The following is an 18195-nucleotide window of genomic DNA, read 5'->3' as shown; positions in this document are numbered from 1 at the left end:
GAACGTGTATATGAATATGATGAAAATTTCGAAGTTTGGCCTTTGCCTTGTGGGCGCACTTGCCATGAGCGGCTTTGCTCAGAGTGAATGGTCCGGCAAGGACCTCAACATTTCTTTCCGCGACAAGCGTATCGACGGTTTCAACTTCAGCAACGCAAAGGCAATCAAGAATGTTACCGACTTCCAGCGTGCTGCAGGCGAAAAGCCGAACTTCAAGGGCGCGAACCTTTCCGGCGTGTCCTTCCAGAACGCCGTGATTAGCGAAGCGAACTTCAACAATGCCATACTCAAGGGTGTGGTCATCAGCGGTGCCGACATCCGTAGCTCCAGCTTCGAAGGTGCCGACATGGAAGAGGCCAACCTCTACCGTGCAACGCTCCTGGACAGCCAGTTCCCCAAGACCAATCTTAAGAATGCTCGTCTTGACATGATGAAGGTCTCCGAAGAAACGGACTTCAGCAAGTCAGACATGACCATGGCCTCCGTGAACGAAGTGGACCTTACCCGTGCCGATTTCTCCAAGGCTAACCTCACCAACACCAACTTCGCCCGTTCCTTGATGGCTAACAGCGACTTCCGCAAGGCTACCCTGAACCACACGGACTTTACGGGTTGTAACCTGATTGCCGCAAACTTCAAGGGCACGGACCTGGTGGACGTCATCTTTGTGAAGGCCGGTCTTTCTCAGGCCGAGTTCAGCGGTGCCGAGTTCAAGAACGTGAACATGCAGGACGCTGACCTCTCCCTGACCACCTTCAACGACGTGGACCTGTCCAAGACCCAGCTCCAGCGTGCCAAGTTCGCCCAGGCTACTGTGAAGAACATGCAGTTTGCCAAGCAGGACTTGACCGGTGTGGTGTTCGACAAGAGTTCCGTGGCCAAGAACGACTTCGAAAAGGCCAAGCTCGACAAGGCCTCTTTCTACGACGCCTCTGTTGAAAAGAACATCTTCAAGGAAGCCGACCTGGTGAAGAGCGTCTTCGACGGTGCCTACATCTTCAAGAGCATCTTCGATAAGGCCGATCTCACTAAGAGCAACTTCGCCAATTCCACCATCGAACGCTCCGACTTCCAGCTGGCCCAGATGTCTGGCACGAGCCTTGCCGGTGCAAAGCTCATCAAGGTGAGCTTCTTGAATGCGAACCTCCAGGGTGTTAAAATTGACGCCGATACCAAGATGGAAGACGTGGACTTCTCCGGTGCCGACCTGAGCAACGCGAAGATTGAAAAGTTCACGGCAAAGCGCGTGCTTTACGACAACAAGACCAAGTTCCCCAAGGGCTTTGATCCCCGTCAGTTCGGCTTCACCAAGCCCGGTGAAAAGGCTGCCGAAGTGGTGGTGAACAAGAAGCAGGGCGACAAGGTTGCCGAAGACGCCATGCCTAAGAAGAAAAAGAAAAAGAAGAAAAAACACTCTGACGATGACGATTTCTAGTCGTTCCTAATTAACGGATTTGGAACCTCGCTTCGGCGGGGTTCTTTTTTTATTTGGTTGCTGTATAAAGTAGACGAGGGAGAAAAGCATGAAAAAGATCTTTGCCTGCGGTGCGGTTCTGTCGCTGATGCTTTGGGCCTGCGGGGACGATACGTCTTCGGCGGATGTGTCACTGGAGGAATCTTCGTCGTCGCAGGAAGAATCTTCGTTGGCGCAGGAAAAGCTTTCTCCTCCGGAACCGTCTAGTTCCAGCGGGGCAGAGATATCTGACGACTCCGGTAGCGCGGAGAGTTCCTCTTTTGTTGTCGAGAGCAGTTCCGCCGGCAGCAAGGAACCCTCGGGTTCGGAAGAGCCCCCTTCTGAACTGAAGAAGGCAGGGTTCCTTAGGGGCGAATGCCAGAAGGATGGCCTGTCGATGGCAAAGGCTTCAACGGAAGGTGGCGCAACCGCTTCGAAGGAGCTTCCGGAGGCTACGCTGAAGCTGGCAAACGACGGAACCTACTATGTGGAAGTGACTGATGTGATGGATTATTGCGATGTTCGGGAGGATATTGCCCAAAAGCGAAAAGCTGACACCCTGTACGTAGAATACGCCAATATGGGTGCGGTGAGCAAGTGCATATGCAATTTTGATTACCACAGGTTCGTGATAGACCAAGAGAACGCCGATATCCAGTATTTCTCCTTTAAGGAGAAGGTGTTCCAAATCGTTCGTTTTCTTGGTAAATTGTAAAATTTCGTTTACAGAATGTCAAGATTGAAGAAAGCGCTTGACTTTGTTTTTTTTTTTACATTTAAGATTGCGAATCATTAACATTCCTAAAAAAGGACTTTCAGTTATGCCTAAAATTATCAAGATAAACGATGCCTCGGTGACCATCGGCAAGGAAGATGGGTCTTGTTTTGAAGTCGGCAAAGGCTTTCTGACTTTTGTTCCGTCTGTGGGTAAAAAGGTCGAAGTCTATGCCAACGGCAGCGACTATACTGTTATCCCGGTTGAGAGCGAGGCTCCGCAAAGTGCACCTGCTCCCGCTGCCGCCCCCGCCCAGCCGCAGATAGTCATCAACAATTCGAATTCCAACCAGAATATCAACATGGATGGCTATGCGAGAGGTAAACAAATTAACAAGTGGGCGGCTTTCCTGATCTGTACATTCTTCGGTTGGGCTGGTTTCCACCGCTTCTACGAAGGAAAGATTTTGACGGGCTTGCTGTGGCTTTGTACTCTCGGCTTGGGTGGTGTTGGCTGGTTTATTGACTGGCTCATTATCTTGTTCAAGCCAAATCCGTATTATGTGATTAGGTAAACAAAACAGGTTGGGGACAAATCAAAAAAATGTATTTGTCCCCTTTTTTTGAGGTCATTATGGTCCAGATATATATTTTTTGGTTTTTAGGGGTTGCCTTTGGAATAGGGGCTATCATTGAAATGATGGTGGTCTTCTATCGGTTGTATACCCGGTCGGCAAGCGTGAAGAAGAATCTAATACTAGCAGTCATATTTGCTGTTGCCACAATTGGCTGCATGAGTACGGCGGTCTTGTCTGTTGTAGATAAGGTCGTTTCTTCTGATGTTGGCGCCGCTTCGATTGGTCAGTCTGTTGGTGAAAAAACAGGTAACTTTTCTGGGGCTGTCTATAAAGGCTTTAAAGAAGAAATAAAGAAATCGATTGAAGAAATAAAGCCCGACAGTTCAGAGATGAAAGAATAATTGTTGCTGGGGAATGCGGTATGCCGCAAGAAATGTTTTCAAAAAATGCCGGAACGCCAAATAAAGCGATTCTTGTTCTTGTGGCGATTGCCGCCCCAGTCCTGGTCTTTGGGGTGCTGTATATGTCGGGACTCCTGGGAATGGCAAAAAACTTTGTCGTCTCGCACTTTTTCTCGCCGGTCGAAGTTTTTTATCAGAGTCAATTCAAGTATGAAAAAATAGTTGATGCTCGTGACAAACAAAAATACCATGCGATAAAAATCGGAGACCAATTTTGGATTGCCCAAAACATGAACTACGCGACAGACAGTAGCGTATGTGATTCGTGTGAGTTGTACGGCCGCCTCTATACCCATGAAGACGCCTTGAAAGCCTGCCCCGAAGGGTTTGTGCTTCCTTCGTATTGGGATTACAAGAAACTAAAAAGAAGCCTACAAGGAACAGAACAGTGGTTTGCGGACAAAGGGGCTCAGGGGACAAAATTGTGGTTTTCGGTTAAGGGTGTTACCGGGGGGATTGACACTCTTGGCTTTGCTGCGATACCTAGCGGGTTCTTTAGCTATAAGGATAGCGTTATAAAGCGCAGAGGGAATATGGCCGGATATTGGACAGCAGACTATGATAGGGATAATGCACTGCGTCTAAAAATTGATGATGAAAATGACATAAGCAGTGTCGAAGGGCTGGAAAGAGGCTATGGTTTTGCGGTTCGATGCATCAAGAGTGAGTCGTCGGTTCAAAACAAAGAAAAGACGGTACTGATAGATGGACGGGATTCCAAATATTACAGGACTACGACCATTGGCGGTGTCCGCTGGATGGCGCAAAACCTAGATTACAAGGTAAAGAAAAGCTGGTGCTTGAATGATGACGAGTCCATGTGTGGCATGGTGGGTCGGCTTTATGCGTGGGATGTCGCGCAAACGGTGTGCCCTTCAGGGTGGCATCTTCCTCATAAGTCAGAATTGGATTCACTTGTGTCTGCCGCAGGTGGAAAATCTGTAGCGGGGATGGCTTTGAAAATGCAGGACTCATGGAAAGGGGATCCTGCGACGGACTCGTACTTATTCTCGGCTTTTCCCGTTGGATTCCGCGACGAAAAAAAAGGTACCTATGAAAATGGGATGATTTCAACTTATTTCTGGTCTTCGTCGGAGGCGGCAAAAACGTCTGCTTACGCTTTAGAGCTGGAAACTGGGAAAAATTCGGCGCAGACGCGAACCATCCGTAAGGATTACGGGGTGTCCGTTCGTTGTGTCGAGGGCGACCCGGATACCGGTGTGATTGTTGATTCCCGTGACGGGAAAGGGTACAAGTTTGTAAAAATCGGCAACCGGGTTTGGATGGCCGAAAATGTGGATTACAAGACGAAACTCGGTGAAGGAACTGGCCAGGATGTCTGCTACAGCAATCTGCACGGGCAGCATGCATTCCTGTATGAAGATGCCTTGAATGCGTGCCCAGAAGGCTGGCGCTTGCCGACCGACGAGGATTGGATCGAACTGGTTGTTAACGCCCAAAATTTGTGTGGTGGTGATATCCGCGTAACGGATTGCCTGGCCAAAGGCGTTTGGGGGCAGTTGGAAAGCGATGATTGCCAGTATGCCTATGAAGACGAATACGGGGATGTTCATTATGAGGAAGATGATGATTGCATGCGAAGGGAGGGCTACCGTCTAAATGGCTCGGACAGGCTTGGCTTTGCCGCTATCGGATTTATGCCGGATGACTTTGTGCTGGGTTCCGAATGTAGGGCGGAGTGTGGCGGTCCCGTTGATAGCAAGTATATTGCCAACTTCTGGAGTGCCTCGAAGAAAATTTTGACTGTCGACATGACGGAAAATTTGCCGGCCCTGAAGTTGCATGAAGATCCTGCGGTCGGTTCAGATGATTGTTCTGATGGAATAGGTGGCTATTCGACGAGAACGGAATTTTCGTTGAAGAATGTGGGTAAAACAGTTGCATCAGTTCGTTGTGTCAAGGCCTTTCCGTAATGTGATTGTTACAAAAGTTCCGCCTATTCTTTTTTTTGGAGGAACAGATTAATGAAAAAAACAATAAAGACAGTTTTGTTTCTGCTTTTTGTAGGTGCGGTTGTTGCTGCTGCACAAAAAGCGACCGTGACCGATTCCCGTGATGGGAGAACGTATAAGACCGTGAAAATCGGCAGACAAATCTGGATGGCGGAGAACTTGAACTACGAGGCTTCGAACAGCCGCTGTTATAAGAGTGATCCTAGTTGCTCCAAGTATGGTCGCCTCTACACTTGGACAGAGGCCATGGGTTACGAGAATGGTTGCTCATATTCAGAACAAGATCGTTGCGATGATGTTCAAGGTGTTTGCCCCGATGGCTGGCATTTGCCACAATATGGCGAGTGGAAAGAACTGGATGATTATGTGGAAAAAAAATGGGGCGGTTCCTGGAATGCTCCCAGTGCCTTGTTGGTGAAATCCAGCGAAGCTCCTGAAGGAACCAATGCAAGTGGTTTCTCTGCCTATCTTCATGACCCCGGTTTTTGTGCAAACTGTTTCCCTAGCATGGTTTTTTGGACTGCAACGGTGAGTGTTACTCGTGAATATGCCAGAGCGTGGGAATTGAGTGCACATCGTTTTTCGGCTTACAACCTTGGCGGCTTTGGAAGCAAAGTTGATGAGTATAACGTAGTCCGTTGTGTCAAGGATGATGTAGGTGCCCCAAAGCAGTCGGATTATGGTTCAACAGGTGGGCCAACGTCGACGATAACAGACACTCGTGATGGAACAGAATATAAAACGGTAAAAATTGGATCGCAGACATGGATGGCAGAAAACCTCAACATAGCAACCAAGGATAGTTGGTGTTACGGCAATAAACCGAGTAATTGCGATGAGTATGGCCGCCTTTATTTCTATGAGACTGCAAAATCTGTATGCCCTGTTGGTTGGCATTTGCCGGATACGACGGAATGGAGGTATTTGCTTAGAAAAGGAGGCGCTTCGGCGCTTGCATTGCAAGCAAATGGCGCCTACTTCTGGGGCGATACTAGGAATAGAGATGCTTTCTATTTGGGAGTGAATGCCTATGAAGCGGATTTTCACAAGCGAGAAGGCTATGAGGCGGGTTATTATGTTCGTTGTGTCATGGATGATGGAAATGCTAGACTGCAATCGAGCTATGGTTCGTTGATAAAAGAGCCAATGTCGATGATAACGGATACGCGCGATGGAAAAAAGTACAAAACAGTAAAAATTGGCTCACAAACCTGGATGGCCGAGAACCTGAACTACGATGCTGAAGATAGCTACTGTAGAGGAGGCGATTGTGACGAGTACGGTCGTTCCTACACGTGGATGTCGGCACTGATGGCATGCCCTGATGACTGGCATTTGCCAAGTGAGGCTGAATGGACAACTTTGCTAACGGAGGTGGGTGGACAATCCATGGCGGGCAGAATGCTCAAGTTTGTCAATGGTTGGTTTGACGGTCGCAATGGACAGGATGCCTATGGATTTTCGGCGTTGCCTGCGGGTCGTCGTGGGGCTTATAAAGAGGGCGGCCGTGATAAGGGAGACTTTATTGATCATGGTACCAATGCGTACTTTTGGACTTCTACTGAAAGCGATAGCAAGTATGCCTACGGTGTGCGCTTGTTTCACAGCAGCGATGGTGCGCGTCTGAATAGCGACAACAATAAAAAAGATGGATTTTCTGTCCGTTGTATTGAAGGAGCGTCGAAAATCAAGGCGCGGGCGGTTGCCGTTGCCGATTCCCTTACAAAAATTCGTAACAAGTATATTTATGAAAATGGCGGCACCTTCGTTGATAAGAGGGATGGCCAAGAATATCGCAGTATCCAGATCGGGGACCGGATTTGGATGGCTGAAAACTTGAAATTCGAAAATCTGAATTCGTCTGCCCATGATTCTCATCTTGGTTTGAATAATGCATGCCTTAAGGATGGAGGCGGATGCTATTATCAATGGATGCTTGCACAAGGCCGTGGATTGCCGGGGGTTGCTGTTGAGGCATGCCCGTCAGGTTGGCGCCTGCCTGATACGAGCGATGTTAATGCGTTGTTTAAGACTGTGGGTGGATCAGAAAATGCAGCCAAATCTCTTAAGCAAAATGGTTCATGGTCTAAGAATGGACCAGACCTTTATGGTTTCTCGGCGGAACGAATGCCTTATCCGAATGATCCAGGCGAAAAGTATGGACCTTATGCATTATGGAAAGATGGCGTCCCATTCTGGACATCGACAGAAGTGGATGGACGTTTTTCGTATGCCGCAAATGATCTTGTGATGACGATGTTTTTTGAGGATAATGGGGATGCTGCCTCAGTACGGACTAGTCCAAAGGGGGCTTATTTGCCTATCCGCTGTGTTGCAAAATCAGAGAAAAAATCGGGAGTTACTTGGAATAGGGATAAACCACAGAATTCGGCTGACGATGCGATGGATGGAATGAAGAAAGGGGGCGGCAAGAAAAAACATTGGGTTCCAGTGTCGATCTTTGCTGGTGTCGCCCTTGCAGGTGGCGTGATAGCCTTTGTTTTTGATAAAAAGGCAGAGCATGCAACGGCGACCGCTCCGACAACTGCTGAAGAGTATCAGAGTGGGCTGGATGATGCCAAGAAACATCAGACAATAAGAAATGTTGGGATTGGTGTTATGGCGGCCGGCCTCCTTGCTGTGGGTATAACGTTCCTTTTCTAGTGGGGTTGATATGAAAAAGGTTCTTTTAATTATGACGGCTCTGCTCTTCTGGAACTGCACGGACTATGCGGGCGATTGGGAGAATGATTATGGACCCGTTTTTGCTGCGGCAGATAGCATCGCTTCAAGCGACTCCAATGGAGAGGATCCGAATCCGGTTGATCCTTATGCAGTAAACCCAGCATATCCTGTTTATAACCCAGCATACCCCGATGTAGGAGCTTTTACACCACCAGGAATGACCTCGCCATCTGGAGAGGATGTAAGTTCTGGGGTGTCTTCGTCGGCGTATATGTCTGCAAATTCTGCAAATAGTCAGGGTGAAGATAAATTGACTTTGTGGGATGGGAATAATCCTGATGCGTATATAACAGGTTATGGATATTCTTATTGGTGGGCTTATGACGATGGCAGTGATGGCGGTAGGTCCTCCATTTCTTGGCTCAGCGGGTCGCTTGAGGGTTCTATCTATGAATGTTTTGGAATCTGCGGGACGGCATGTTTTAACTCTGGGACGGCCCTCAATGACCCATTTGTGGGAGTTGGCTATGATGTGGATGCGGATGCGTCTAGTTGGGATGGTGTGTGTGTCGCTTATATGTCGCAAGTGCCTATCAAATTAGAAATGGGTCTAGGCGATGGAATGGATGAGTCGATAGCTTATAACAATCCGATGGTAACCCTGGATGAAAGCGAATCTAGGATAGTAAGTTGTTTTAAGTGGTCTGATTTTGAACAACAATGGAGTGGAGAAACGGCTATTTCAGGCGAAGAGGCTAGCAAATCACTTTCGGCATTAAAATTTAAAATACAAGGTTCTAGTGGAACCGCTGCGTTTGCTATTTATACGATTGTATTTAGTAACGTTAGTAACGAAATGTATAGTAACGTTAGTAACGGAATGTAAAATAATGGTTTAAAAACAGGTGCTCCAAAAGGAACACCTGTTTTAATTTTGTGGCAGCGGTCTTCGGCCGTCTTAATACAATAGGGCGAACACCATGCCGGGGCGGAAGTACTTGCCGGCGGTGTACTTGAGTGCCGTGCTGTGGAGCAGCATGAACAGCGCGCTCGCTTCGACCTTGTTGGCCTTCGCGATGCTGCCGAATGCCTTGGTGAAGGCGGGCAGGTTGCGCGGAAGCTTCGGGCTGATGCGGGAGTCGGCAAGCAGGGCGCCCTTCTTCAGGAGTTCCTTGTGCATCTTGTCGGCGGCGGTAGCGCTAAGACCGAATGCCTTCACCAGCGCTTCCGGGTGCAGGCGGCAGGAACCGTTGAATCCTTCCGGTGCGGCAAACGGGATGCGGGCTTCTTCGTAGAGGTTGCGAATCATGGAATCGCCCATGTCGGCAGCCTGCTTTTCGAGGCCGTGGTGCATCATGGCGCACATGATGCTGTACTGGATACCGATCCACACGTCGTGAGCCTGGAAGTTGAATTCATCCAGCGGAGAGCCGTCCTTACGAACAAGGTTCGCGGCACCGATGAGCGGGCTGTTGGCCTTGTAGTTCGTGTTGAAAACGCGCAACAGGTTGGCCTTCGCCTTCTTCTCGTCGCTAATCGGCTTGAGACCCAGCAGACGGAGGTAAGTGTCGGCGAGCATCGTGTCGGCGAATACGTCATCGCAGTCGTTTGCAATCTTTGCGTTCCAGCTGGCGGTAAAGGCTTCCTTGCACTGGGCGGTGAGCCAAGCCTTCTTGAGTCCGCGGAGTTCGTTCTTGGAAAGTTCCACGTCGCTCGGGATTGCGCCGGAGTTGAGCCATTCATTGATGGTCTTGAGGGCGGCCTTCACGTTCTTGCCGTCGATAACGAGCGTGTCCTTGATGGCGTCGGCTAGCTGCGGGAGCTTGTCGGCCACAACGTCCTTTGCTTCCATCGGAGTCACGAAGAAATGGTAGTAGCCTTCGGCTTCGTCCCACAGGGCCTCGTCGAATTCCTTGTTGGCGGCGTCGGCCTTGGCGTTCCAGGTGTCGGCCTGTGCCTTGTCGCCGAGGATTTCGGCAATCTTGGCGGCTGCGCGGAGGCCTGCAATCCAGAGGCTACCGCAGTACACGGAAATGCCGTGGCTGGAGAGGTTGTCGAACGTATCGTCGGTACCGTGGGTGAGCGGGAAGTTTTCTCCCTCGTTCACCATCTTTTCGAGGTACTGCATGGCGGCGTAAACGGCTTCCTTGCAATCCTGCAAGTTCTGCTTGTCCTGCGTCTTCACGTAATGGCGGAGCACCATCAGCACATACTTTGGAGCGAGATCCTTCCATTCCTTCACGTTGTGCCAGTCGTAGGCATCGGGTTCGGCATCGAAGGGGCTTCCCAGGTCGTGAATCACGGCGCCGCGAACAGCACGGGGACCTTCCAGTTTCGGATCGGGGAGGTCTGCGTAGGGGAGGTTCACGTATTCGTGGTGGCGGCGACGGTTGTTATTTACTGCAAGAATCGCATCACCGAAGCGCTTCATCACCACGCCGTCGAGGCGCGGCATCAGGGCCATGAGGCTGAAGCTTCCGTAGAAGTAAACGTCCAGGGAGTTGAAGAACGGATAGTCTGCGCATTCGCGAACTAAGAAACGGTCGTCCTTGTCCCACACGGTGGCTTCGGCGAGGAAGCTGAGGGTGTTGATGGCGAGGCTCTTGAATTCGGCCTGCTTGGCGGCGGTCTTGTAGAGCTTGGCCACAGCCTTCTTTGGTACGAGGGCTTCGAATGCCTTGAGGCGTGCGTCAAAGTTCTTGTCGGCGGCGAGGGCTTCTTCTAGGATAGCGCCCACGCGGCCATAAGCTTCGGGGAAGAAAGCGGTGTACTTCTTGGCAGAGGTAAGCTTGTTCAGCTTGATTTCGGGGAAATCCAGCACCAGGTTGAACTGGAAGCTGACCTTCTGCTTCGGCTTGAGAACGGCAGTCACGGCGACAGCACCTGCAATCGTTTCACGACCGCTGTAAACGTTCTTGACCCAAGAGCCTGCAACGCGACCGCTCTGGAGAGCGCCCTTCAGCACAGAGGCTGCATCGTCCTGGTAGAACATGGGCTTCACGGAAACGTTCAGGTTGTCCTTCTTGTTCCAGGCGACGGACACGCCCATGCAACCGTTGAAGTCGCTTTCGGCGAGCGGCTTTTCGTTGAAAAATTCGATACCGCGAACGGAACGGCCATCCTTGAGTTCCTTGTCGAACTGCACACCCTTCGGGAAACGAGCAGACGGCACCAGCACAAAACTGGAGTCCTGAACGCCCTGGCGGTCCTTCTTGGCCATGTAGCCCGTGATGCTGTCCTGAATCTGGACAATCGTCACTTCGCGGGTTTCCTTGGTGTTGTTCTCGAGAGTGAACACGGTGGCGCTCACGGGGAGGCTGGAGAGGCGTTCGTCACCCGGGGTCACGTAGCTGGACTGGGTCTTGGTGATAGCGACACCCTTGCCTTCGTAAACGGTTTCGCTCACCGGATAGAGGGCGGTGTACTTCATCTTGGCGGCGTCGTAGCCCGGCTGGCCGAGGAATTCGGAGTCGTTTGCCCAGGCGGCGGTGAGGGCGCCTTCGCGGGCTGCCTTTTCGCCAATCATGCCATCGAAGAAGTCAATGAGAACGGCGCGGTTGATGGCGGCGGTGTCCTTGCCTGCAGCGATCAAAGCCTGGGTGCGGTCGCTGAACTGAATGTGCCAGCGTTCAAAGGCGGCCTTGTTCGTTGCAAAAAGAGCCTTGTCGGCAAGAACCTTGTTGAGCTTGGCTTCTGCCTTCTTCTGGTCCTTCATGTCGGCATCGCCGAAAACGCGCGCGCCGTTTGCATCGAGGAGCGGGAAGTTGTTGTTGTAGATGCCGAATGCGGCGAAGTTGCCAATCACAAGGGCGGCCTTCGCGTTTAAGACCGCTTCCTTGAAGAAGAAGTTGTTGAAGCGGAGGTCAGCGGACTTTTCGGTGCGGACCTGCACGCCAGGCATCACGTTCATCACGGGTGTGGTGCCAGCAGGCGTGGCGGTGAATGTGGAGCCGATACCGCCGACAGCAATACCCGTGGTAGAAGGAGTCGTAGAAAGCGGGGTGTACCAGGGCTGGATAAATTCCACGGCGAGGCCCGGGGTCATCAGCTTCTGGACGGAACCGGCCTGTTTGGCGCCGGCGAGGTAATCTTTGATGCTCATAGTGAATGTCCGTATTAAGGTTTTTATGGTATGGAAAGATAGTAAATAAGAGGTTAGAGCCGACCGCATCAACCCTAATACCTACGACCTACAACCTAACCACTCACCACTCATTTACTATATTACTGCCGTTTTTAAGGGGAGTTTTATGAAAAGTAAATTGTTTGAGATTATAGTCTTGATGGTGGCGGGCCTGGTTTTTGCCCAGTCTGAATCTGCGCCTTCGGAACCGACTGTCGCCAAGCCCGCCCCTCGCGAGCATCGCGGGTTTTACAACAGCGTGTCATTCGGAGCGGCCTACAACTGGTACAAGAACAGCAAAGAAGAACATGATCATTACAACGATGGTTACGGGAGTGATTACCGGAATCGCGATGTCGATTATTTTGAGTACTACGGCGGAACATTCCCCGTCTTTGAATTCAAGTTCGGTACGGCTTTAGCCAACCTGATAGCCTTCCATACGGTTTTCAATCTGGGATTCTTTACGGGAACAATGGATTACGGTTACCGGGAATACCGCGTGTTTTGTGATGCCAATGAAAAATGCCCCGCGCAGGTGACCGAAGACGAAACCAAGGAGATGGAATCCTCTGACGGCTATAATTTCAGGACCTACATCGGTTTCGGTTCCACGATTTATCCTTTCCGCGACAAGAATTCGGCCCTGAACGGATTCTTTGTGGGAGGTTCCGTTGGTTATGCTGCGTTTGTAACTCTGATCAACGGAGGCTCCCGTGATGTCAGTTTCAATTCGGGAACAGCGTTCCAGGTGGAATTGGGCAAAGACTGGTGGATGAATGACCACTTGTCCATTGGTGTGAGCCTTGGCTATGCCCGGACTGGCCTGGTCTGGAATACGGTGGACTCCCACGATGACGATAATGTGATATCCCTTTCGTTTAGGCTTACTCGGGGATAGTCGCTAATGAAGTTCTTTAAGATATTAGCGATCGTCGCTCTGCTTGTAGTGACTTCGTGGGGGCAAGAGACCAAGCCCCAAAAGACGCGGCCGCCCTACGAGCACCGTGGATTTTTCTTTAGTGCAGGGACAGGCGTGGCCTATACGAATTTGAAGGCTTACCAGGAAGATTCGGACGGAAGCTGGGAAGAAAACACAAGTCGGGAATTTTCGGGCTGGTCTGCACCTCTTTTTGATTTCAAGTTCGGAAAGTCCATTGCCAATTTAATCGTGCTACATTCCCGGTTTGAACTGGCGACCTATTCCGGAGAAACCGACTATCATTACACCGAAAAATCCTACAGCGAAGGCATAAATCTTTTTGGAATCAGTCTCCCGAAGTATAACACGGATGAAAAGAAATCCTTGGACAGTTATGCTTTTTCTTTCTCTTTGGGCCTTGGGTTTATGGTGTATCCCTTCCGGAATCCCCGCTCCGTGATGAACGGCTTTTATGTGGGCTTTTCCAGCGGCATGGATGCCTTTTTGGCGGTATCCGGAGATGACGATGGCGATATCGATGTGGCTTCCGCCTTCACGCAGTACGAAGTGGGCAAGGACTGGTGGGTGAGCGAAACCTGGTCCTTAGGTGTGGCTTTCGCCTTTTCTTTACACGCCTTTGTCGAAGACGGCGCTGCCAACGATGGTGGTGACCGAGGAACCTTCAAGTTCCTGATCCGCTTGACTCGAGGATAGCGTTTATGTCATTCCCGCGAAGGCGGGAATCTCCCTTATTTTTTGATTAGTCTGTATTTCAAATAACCCGCCTTCTGTAGCGGGTGGCAGAAGGTGCCGTCGGCCATTTTCGCCTGCAGTTCCTGGTCGGAAAGTTCCAGAGATTCGATTTCTTCGGTGCTGTCAAAGTGGGTGTTTCCGCCCTTGACCACTCCATCGATGAACACCACGTGAAATACACCGCGATGTCTGTCCGGGTTCACCGGGAAAGTGCCGATGAACTTTGTCATTGCGAGAAGCGAAGCCTCGTGGCAATCACTGACTGACTTATTTTCGTTTTTGGCGCCACACTTTGTCATCCCCGGCTTGACCGGGGATCTGCTCTCATCTAACACATACCCGCATTCTTCCTGCAGTTCCCGGAGGGCGGCCTGCTCCGGCGTTTCGCCCTTGTCGATGATTCCTGCAGGGAACTCCAGGGCGATTTTTCCGGTGCCGTGGCGGTATTGTTCCGTCATAACCCACTTGCCCTGGGCGGTACGGGCGAGAATCAGCACCCAGTCCGGCTGCCAAAGCGTGTAAAAATCGTCAATGACCTTTCCGTTCGGCAGTTCGCAGGTCTCCTTGGCCACTTTCAGCCAGGGGGCGTCTACCAGGTATTCTGTCTTGAGCAGTTTCCAGGGTTTCATGGGAGAAAAGATAGTTTACCCTTCTAGCTTGTTCTTCAAGTAATGCCTTGAAGTCCAGGAGAAGTAGAGTATGTCCGCAATCACCAGCGCCACGGCGCAGGCCAAGAATACGGGCTGGTGGTTGCCGAAATGTCCCGCCATGGAGCCACCCGCCAAAATACCTGCCCCAATGCCGATATCCCAGCCGGAGAGGTAGGTGCTGTTGGCGGTACCCCGCTGGTCGTGGCGTGCCAGGTTCACGCACATGGTCTGATACCCCGGGAATATAAGCCCGAGGCTTGTGCCAATCAGGAATGCCGCCACAAAGAAGGTGATGGGGGAGTGGCTAAAGGCCAAGATAAAGTAGGCCACCACGTTCAGGGTCATGCCCGTACCCACCAGGTGAATCAGGTAGCCCTTGTCGATGAGCCGCCCCGTCATCACCCGGTTCAAAATAAGGCCCGCCGCAATCAGGGCGTAGAACCAGCCGGAGCCGCCGATGCCCAGCTCCTGGGCGTAGAGTGCGATGTAGTTGGTCACGGGCCCGTAGGCAAAACCCACGAAGATAAAGTTTGCAAACTGCGGGACGGCGCGGGTCAAGAAAAACCGGTCCAGCGAAAGGGGCGCGTGGGGCTTTTTCTCCTTGCGGGGAACGTTTAAAGTCTGCACCAGGACAAGGCCGATGACGCACAATGCGATGGAAATGATAAACACGATGGTATCACCGAATGCTTCGTACAGGAACATGCCGGTCATGGGGCCTGTGGCGAAAGCCAGGTTCACGCTGATGCCGAAGTAGCCGATACCTTCACCGCGACGGCTTGCGGGCAGGGCGTCGATAGCCACGGTGTTGCTCGCCGTGCTGGAAATCCCGAAGAAAAGTCCGTGGGCAAAACGCACAGCGGCAAGGATGGGCAAGAAGGCCACCGTCTTGTAGCCCAGAAAGCACGCGGTAAAGGCGAAGAATGTCCAAAAGTACAGAGGCTTACGGCTGAGGGTATCCACCAAAAATCCGGCGAAGGGCCTGCAGGCCAAAGCCCCGATGGTGTAAAGGGAGATGATGAAACCTGCGGTGGCGTTGTCGGTCTGGAATTTTTCGATAATGTAGAGAGGCAGAATCGGCAACAGCTGGTAAAAACTGAAGAACAGCAAAAAGTTCGCGGCGGCCACCGTCACGAAGTTCCGGGTCCAGAGCGCGGGCTTCTTGTCGGCTGTTTTGATTGTCACATTTTCGTTAGACATATATGCCTTGATTCTTCTTATGCGTCATTTCGGCCATTGAGCCGAAATCTAATGACGTCTTCTTATAATCTCTCGTCTCTCGTCTGTAGCCCGCAGGGCGTTCTCTCGTCTACTTTCGTTCCAGCATTATGATGGTTTCCAGGTGCGGCGTTCCGGGGAACAGGTCCAGGGGCTGCACTTCACGCACGCGGTAGCCGTAGCGTTCCCATTCTTTGATGGAGGCGGGAATCTCGTCGGTGCCGCAGAACACGTGGGCGATGCGTAGGGGCTTTCGCATGGCAAGGGCGTGGATTACGCCCGGTTCGCAGCCCTTTCGGGGCGGGTCCAGCAGGATTTTTTCGGGTTCGTTCGGCACGGGTCGCGGAAGCCTTGTCTGCACAAATTCTTCGTCAATCTTTCCGGCGATAAAACGGTACGGTTTTTTGAGGTGCCTGGCCGAGGCCTTCGCGCAGTCGATGGAAGGGCCTTCCCATTCCACTCCCAAAACGTCCTTGGCGGCTTCGCCCAGGGCAAAGCTGAACAGGCCGTAACCGCAGTACAGGTCCAGAAAGTGGTCTTCTTTACCGAGGCTGAGCAGGCGGCTCGCCGCCTTGATGAGGTTGTGTATCTGGCTTTCGTTAATCTGGCTGAAACCGGTCACGGGGTAGCGGAGGCTGAACTTGCCGAGAGGGAGCGAAAGTTCCCGCGGGCCGTAAAGCTGCTTGAAGTTCAGGCCTTCGGTAGGGCGTTTGGATTCCAGGTAGTAATCCGATTCGGTGGTATCTACGTAGGCGTGTGCCGCCGTCACGTGGAAAGGCGATTTTTGCAGGGCGTCGGCAATCAGCTTCAGCTTGCGCACGATGCTGGCGTCAATCTTCTTGATGTTGAAAATCACCACCCGGTACTGGTAGGTGCCGCGAATGATAATCCAGTTCAGGGCGTAGGCCAGGGGCTTGTAGGCCGGCGTAATCAACTTTTCGAACAGAAAGTCGTAGATACGGTTGTGTTCGTCGGGCTCCAGCAGGGAATTCTGACGGTCGAACTGCAGGTTGCCCGGTTCCATGTGCACGCGCCTCTTGCTGGTGGTGCGGTAACCGCGGGGCATGGGGCTGGCCACCACCTTCTGGGGGTTGCCGGCCAGGCGGTTCACGTCCCAGAATTCCCGGATGGCGGCATCCTTGATGCGGAGCTCGTCCTTGTAATCCAGCATGGCAAGGGATTCCCCGCGGAGGGAATCGGCTTCGCGGGTGTAGTTCGGAATCTGGTGGGCAATGGTTTGTTCGAATAGCATGGGGTAGGGGCTAGGATTTAGGGGTTAGGAGCTAGGACTCCGGGACGCAAATCTAGAAAAATAAGAGGATAAAAAAAGGCGGACTTGCGTCCGCCCCATTGAGTTACTTGGTCGTTATCTTAAGGGTTCGTATAGTCAGGAGCCTTGGAATCAACTGCCTTGACCGTGGGGCAGGTCAAGGTTACCGAAGTGTTTTCTGCGGTGGTAACCTTGACTGTGGGGCTTGCGGTTTGGCCTTTTTCGGTGAATGTCATTGTTGCAGTGCCCACGGTGCCTGTGGCCTCTGTCCAAGCGTAGGAAGCGATGTCTGCAAGGGCGTGGCATCCGCTTACGGTCCAGGTGACGGTTACGGCACCATCAGCAACATCCGGGGTGGGTTCGCTGGCTTCACAGGTGCAACCTGTCAGCGGAGCGCCAGTCACCTGCACGCTTCCGCAGTTGATTGTCTTTTCTCCCAGTTTGACCGAGGCGGAGAAGGTCCCGGTGGTTGAGTATGTTGCAGTCGCTGTCTTTCCGTCGGAACCGCACTTGCCGCTAGAAGATGCCGGGGCGGCGCCATTCAATGTCCAGTCGCAAGTGAGACTTTTAACAAAATTCAGATATTCCATTACTTCGGTTACAGAGCTACCACTAGCAAGCGTTGCCGGCGTGAATACCCAATTTACCGTTTCGCCCTTGTAGATGCTGGTCTTGCTGGGGGAGCAAGTTCCATCAGCCTGGGAAACATCAGTAATAACACCACCTTTCCAATAGTAGTTTCCAGAGGACTCCGAGCAAACGTATTTCTTGCCATCCTTGGTCTGTTCTTCGTTCTTGCGAGCCTTCGTGCATCCGCCCATGCCCAGATTGCAATCATTGTAGTCGCCCTGGCGCCAGGCGTCGCCGTCATAGACATAGCAGGTGCTGCTGTAAACATCGCCTTGTTTGGCGTCTCCGTCTTTGCCCGCTTCCCAGCCGTAGGTGTCGTATTCGATTTGCTTGGCTTCGGTCCATTCGCCGCCCTTGCAGATATACCAGATGTTTTTAACCTTACCTACAGAATCTGCCGTAGCCTTCACGCAACCGCCCAGCACGGATTCGATTTCGTCTGCGACACTCCATTTCTTGCCGTTGAACACATAGACGGTGTCCGTCACGTCGCCTTTCTTGATGTCGCCTTCGGAAGCGTCCTTCCAGCCGTAGGTGTCTTTCTCCATAGTGGAGGCTTCTTCCCAGCTGTTGTCCTTGCAAATGTACCAGCTCTTGTCGCTGCCCTTTCCGACAGTCCCTTCCTTGGCATCGGTACAACCGTCCAGTTCCAGGCTACAGTCGGAATCGTTGGCGCTACGCCAGGCGCCATTTTCAAACACGTAGCAGTTGGTGGTGACGGAGTCGCCATAGCGGGATTCGCCTTCTTTTCCGGCTTTCCAGCTG

General features: G+C 51.8%; 14 protein-coding genes. 9 read left to right on the top strand and 5 right to left on the bottom strand.

Annotated elements, in window-relative coordinates; translation table 11 throughout:
- Positions 1-10 precede the first annotated feature (10 nt).
- The 7 genes from IKB43_10110 to IKB43_10080 all read left to right on the top strand — a co-directional run bounded on the left by IKB43_10110 (position 11) and on the right by IKB43_10080 (position 8750).
- Entirely contained in the window at positions 11-1435 is a 1425-nt protein-coding gene (locus IKB43_10110; protein ID MBR2470478.1) for a pentapeptide repeat-containing protein, read from the top strand.
- 88 nt (positions 1436-1523) lie between these two features.
- Entirely contained in the window at positions 1524-2168 is a 645-nt protein-coding gene (locus IKB43_10105; protein MBR2470477.1) for a hypothetical protein, read from the top strand.
- A gap of 361 nt (positions 2169-2529) precedes the next feature.
- Positions 2530-2742, top strand: coding sequence for a TM2 domain-containing protein (locus tag IKB43_10100; protein ID MBR2470476.1), 213 nt, complete (start codon positions 2530-2532; stop codon positions 2740-2742).
- Between the two features lie 59 nt (positions 2743-2801).
- Positions 2802-3146: a hypothetical protein gene (locus tag IKB43_10095; protein MBR2470475.1), complete on the top strand. Its 345-nt coding sequence runs from the start codon at positions 2802-2804 to the stop codon at positions 3144-3146.
- Positions 3147-3166: 20 nt separating this feature from the next.
- Positions 3167-5140 (top strand): hypothetical protein, encoded by a 1974-nt coding sequence (locus IKB43_10090; protein MBR2470474.1) that lies wholly within the window; start codon positions 3167-3169, stop codon positions 5138-5140.
- Positions 5141-5191: 51 nt separating this feature from the next.
- Entirely contained in the window at positions 5192-7843 is a 2652-nt protein-coding gene (locus IKB43_10085; GenBank protein ID MBR2470473.1) for a hypothetical protein, read from the top strand.
- A gap of 10 nt (positions 7844-7853) precedes the next feature.
- Positions 7854-8750, top strand: a complete 897-nt coding sequence (locus IKB43_10080; GenBank protein MBR2470472.1) for a hypothetical protein — start codon at positions 7854-7856, stop codon at positions 8748-8750.
- Positions 8751-8822: 72 nt separating this feature from the next.
- Here the strand turns inward: IKB43_10080 and IKB43_10075 are convergent, their stop codons facing one another.
- Positions 8823-11966, bottom strand: a complete 3144-nt coding sequence (locus tag IKB43_10075; protein MBR2470471.1) for a glucosylceramidase — start codon at positions 11964-11966, stop codon at positions 8823-8825.
- Positions 11967-12114: 148 nt separating this feature from the next.
- Between IKB43_10075 and IKB43_10070 the strand changes: the two genes are divergently transcribed.
- A complete protein-coding gene (locus IKB43_10070; GenBank protein ID MBR2470470.1) occupies positions 12115-12888 on the top strand; it encodes a hypothetical protein in 774 nt (257 codons plus the stop codon).
- A gap of 6 nt (positions 12889-12894) precedes the next feature.
- Entirely contained in the window at positions 12895-13623 is a 729-nt protein-coding gene (locus tag IKB43_10065) for a hypothetical protein (protein ID MBR2470469.1), read from the top strand.
- 35 nt (positions 13624-13658) lie between these two features.
- Here the strand turns inward: IKB43_10065 and IKB43_10060 are convergent, their stop codons facing one another.
- From IKB43_10060 to IKB43_10045, 4 genes are all read right to left on the bottom strand, one after another.
- Positions 13659-14291, bottom strand: coding sequence for an NUDIX hydrolase (locus tag IKB43_10060; protein MBR2470468.1), 633 nt, complete (start codon positions 14289-14291; stop codon positions 13659-13661).
- A gap of 15 nt (positions 14292-14306) precedes the next feature.
- Positions 14307-15512, bottom strand: a complete 1206-nt coding sequence (locus IKB43_10055; GenBank protein ID MBR2470467.1) for an MFS transporter — start codon at positions 15510-15512, stop codon at positions 14307-14309.
- A gap of 109 nt (positions 15513-15621) precedes the next feature.
- Positions 15622-16782 carry a class I SAM-dependent RNA methyltransferase gene (locus IKB43_10050; protein MBR2470466.1) on the bottom strand — a complete coding sequence of 387 codons (1161 nt, stop codon included), beginning with the start codon at positions 16780-16782 and terminating at the stop codon, positions 15622-15624.
- 119 nt (positions 16783-16901) lie between these two features.
- A partial coding sequence (locus IKB43_10045) for a hypothetical protein (GenBank protein MBR2470465.1) occupies positions 16902-18195 on the bottom strand: 1294 nt, incomplete at its 5' end.

Source organism: Fibrobacter sp. (genome assembly GCA_017503015.1).
Taxonomy (GTDB): Bacteria; Fibrobacterota; Fibrobacteria; order Fibrobacterales; family Fibrobacteraceae; genus Fibrobacter.
This window is presented reverse-complemented; position numbering and strand designations above follow the sequence as displayed.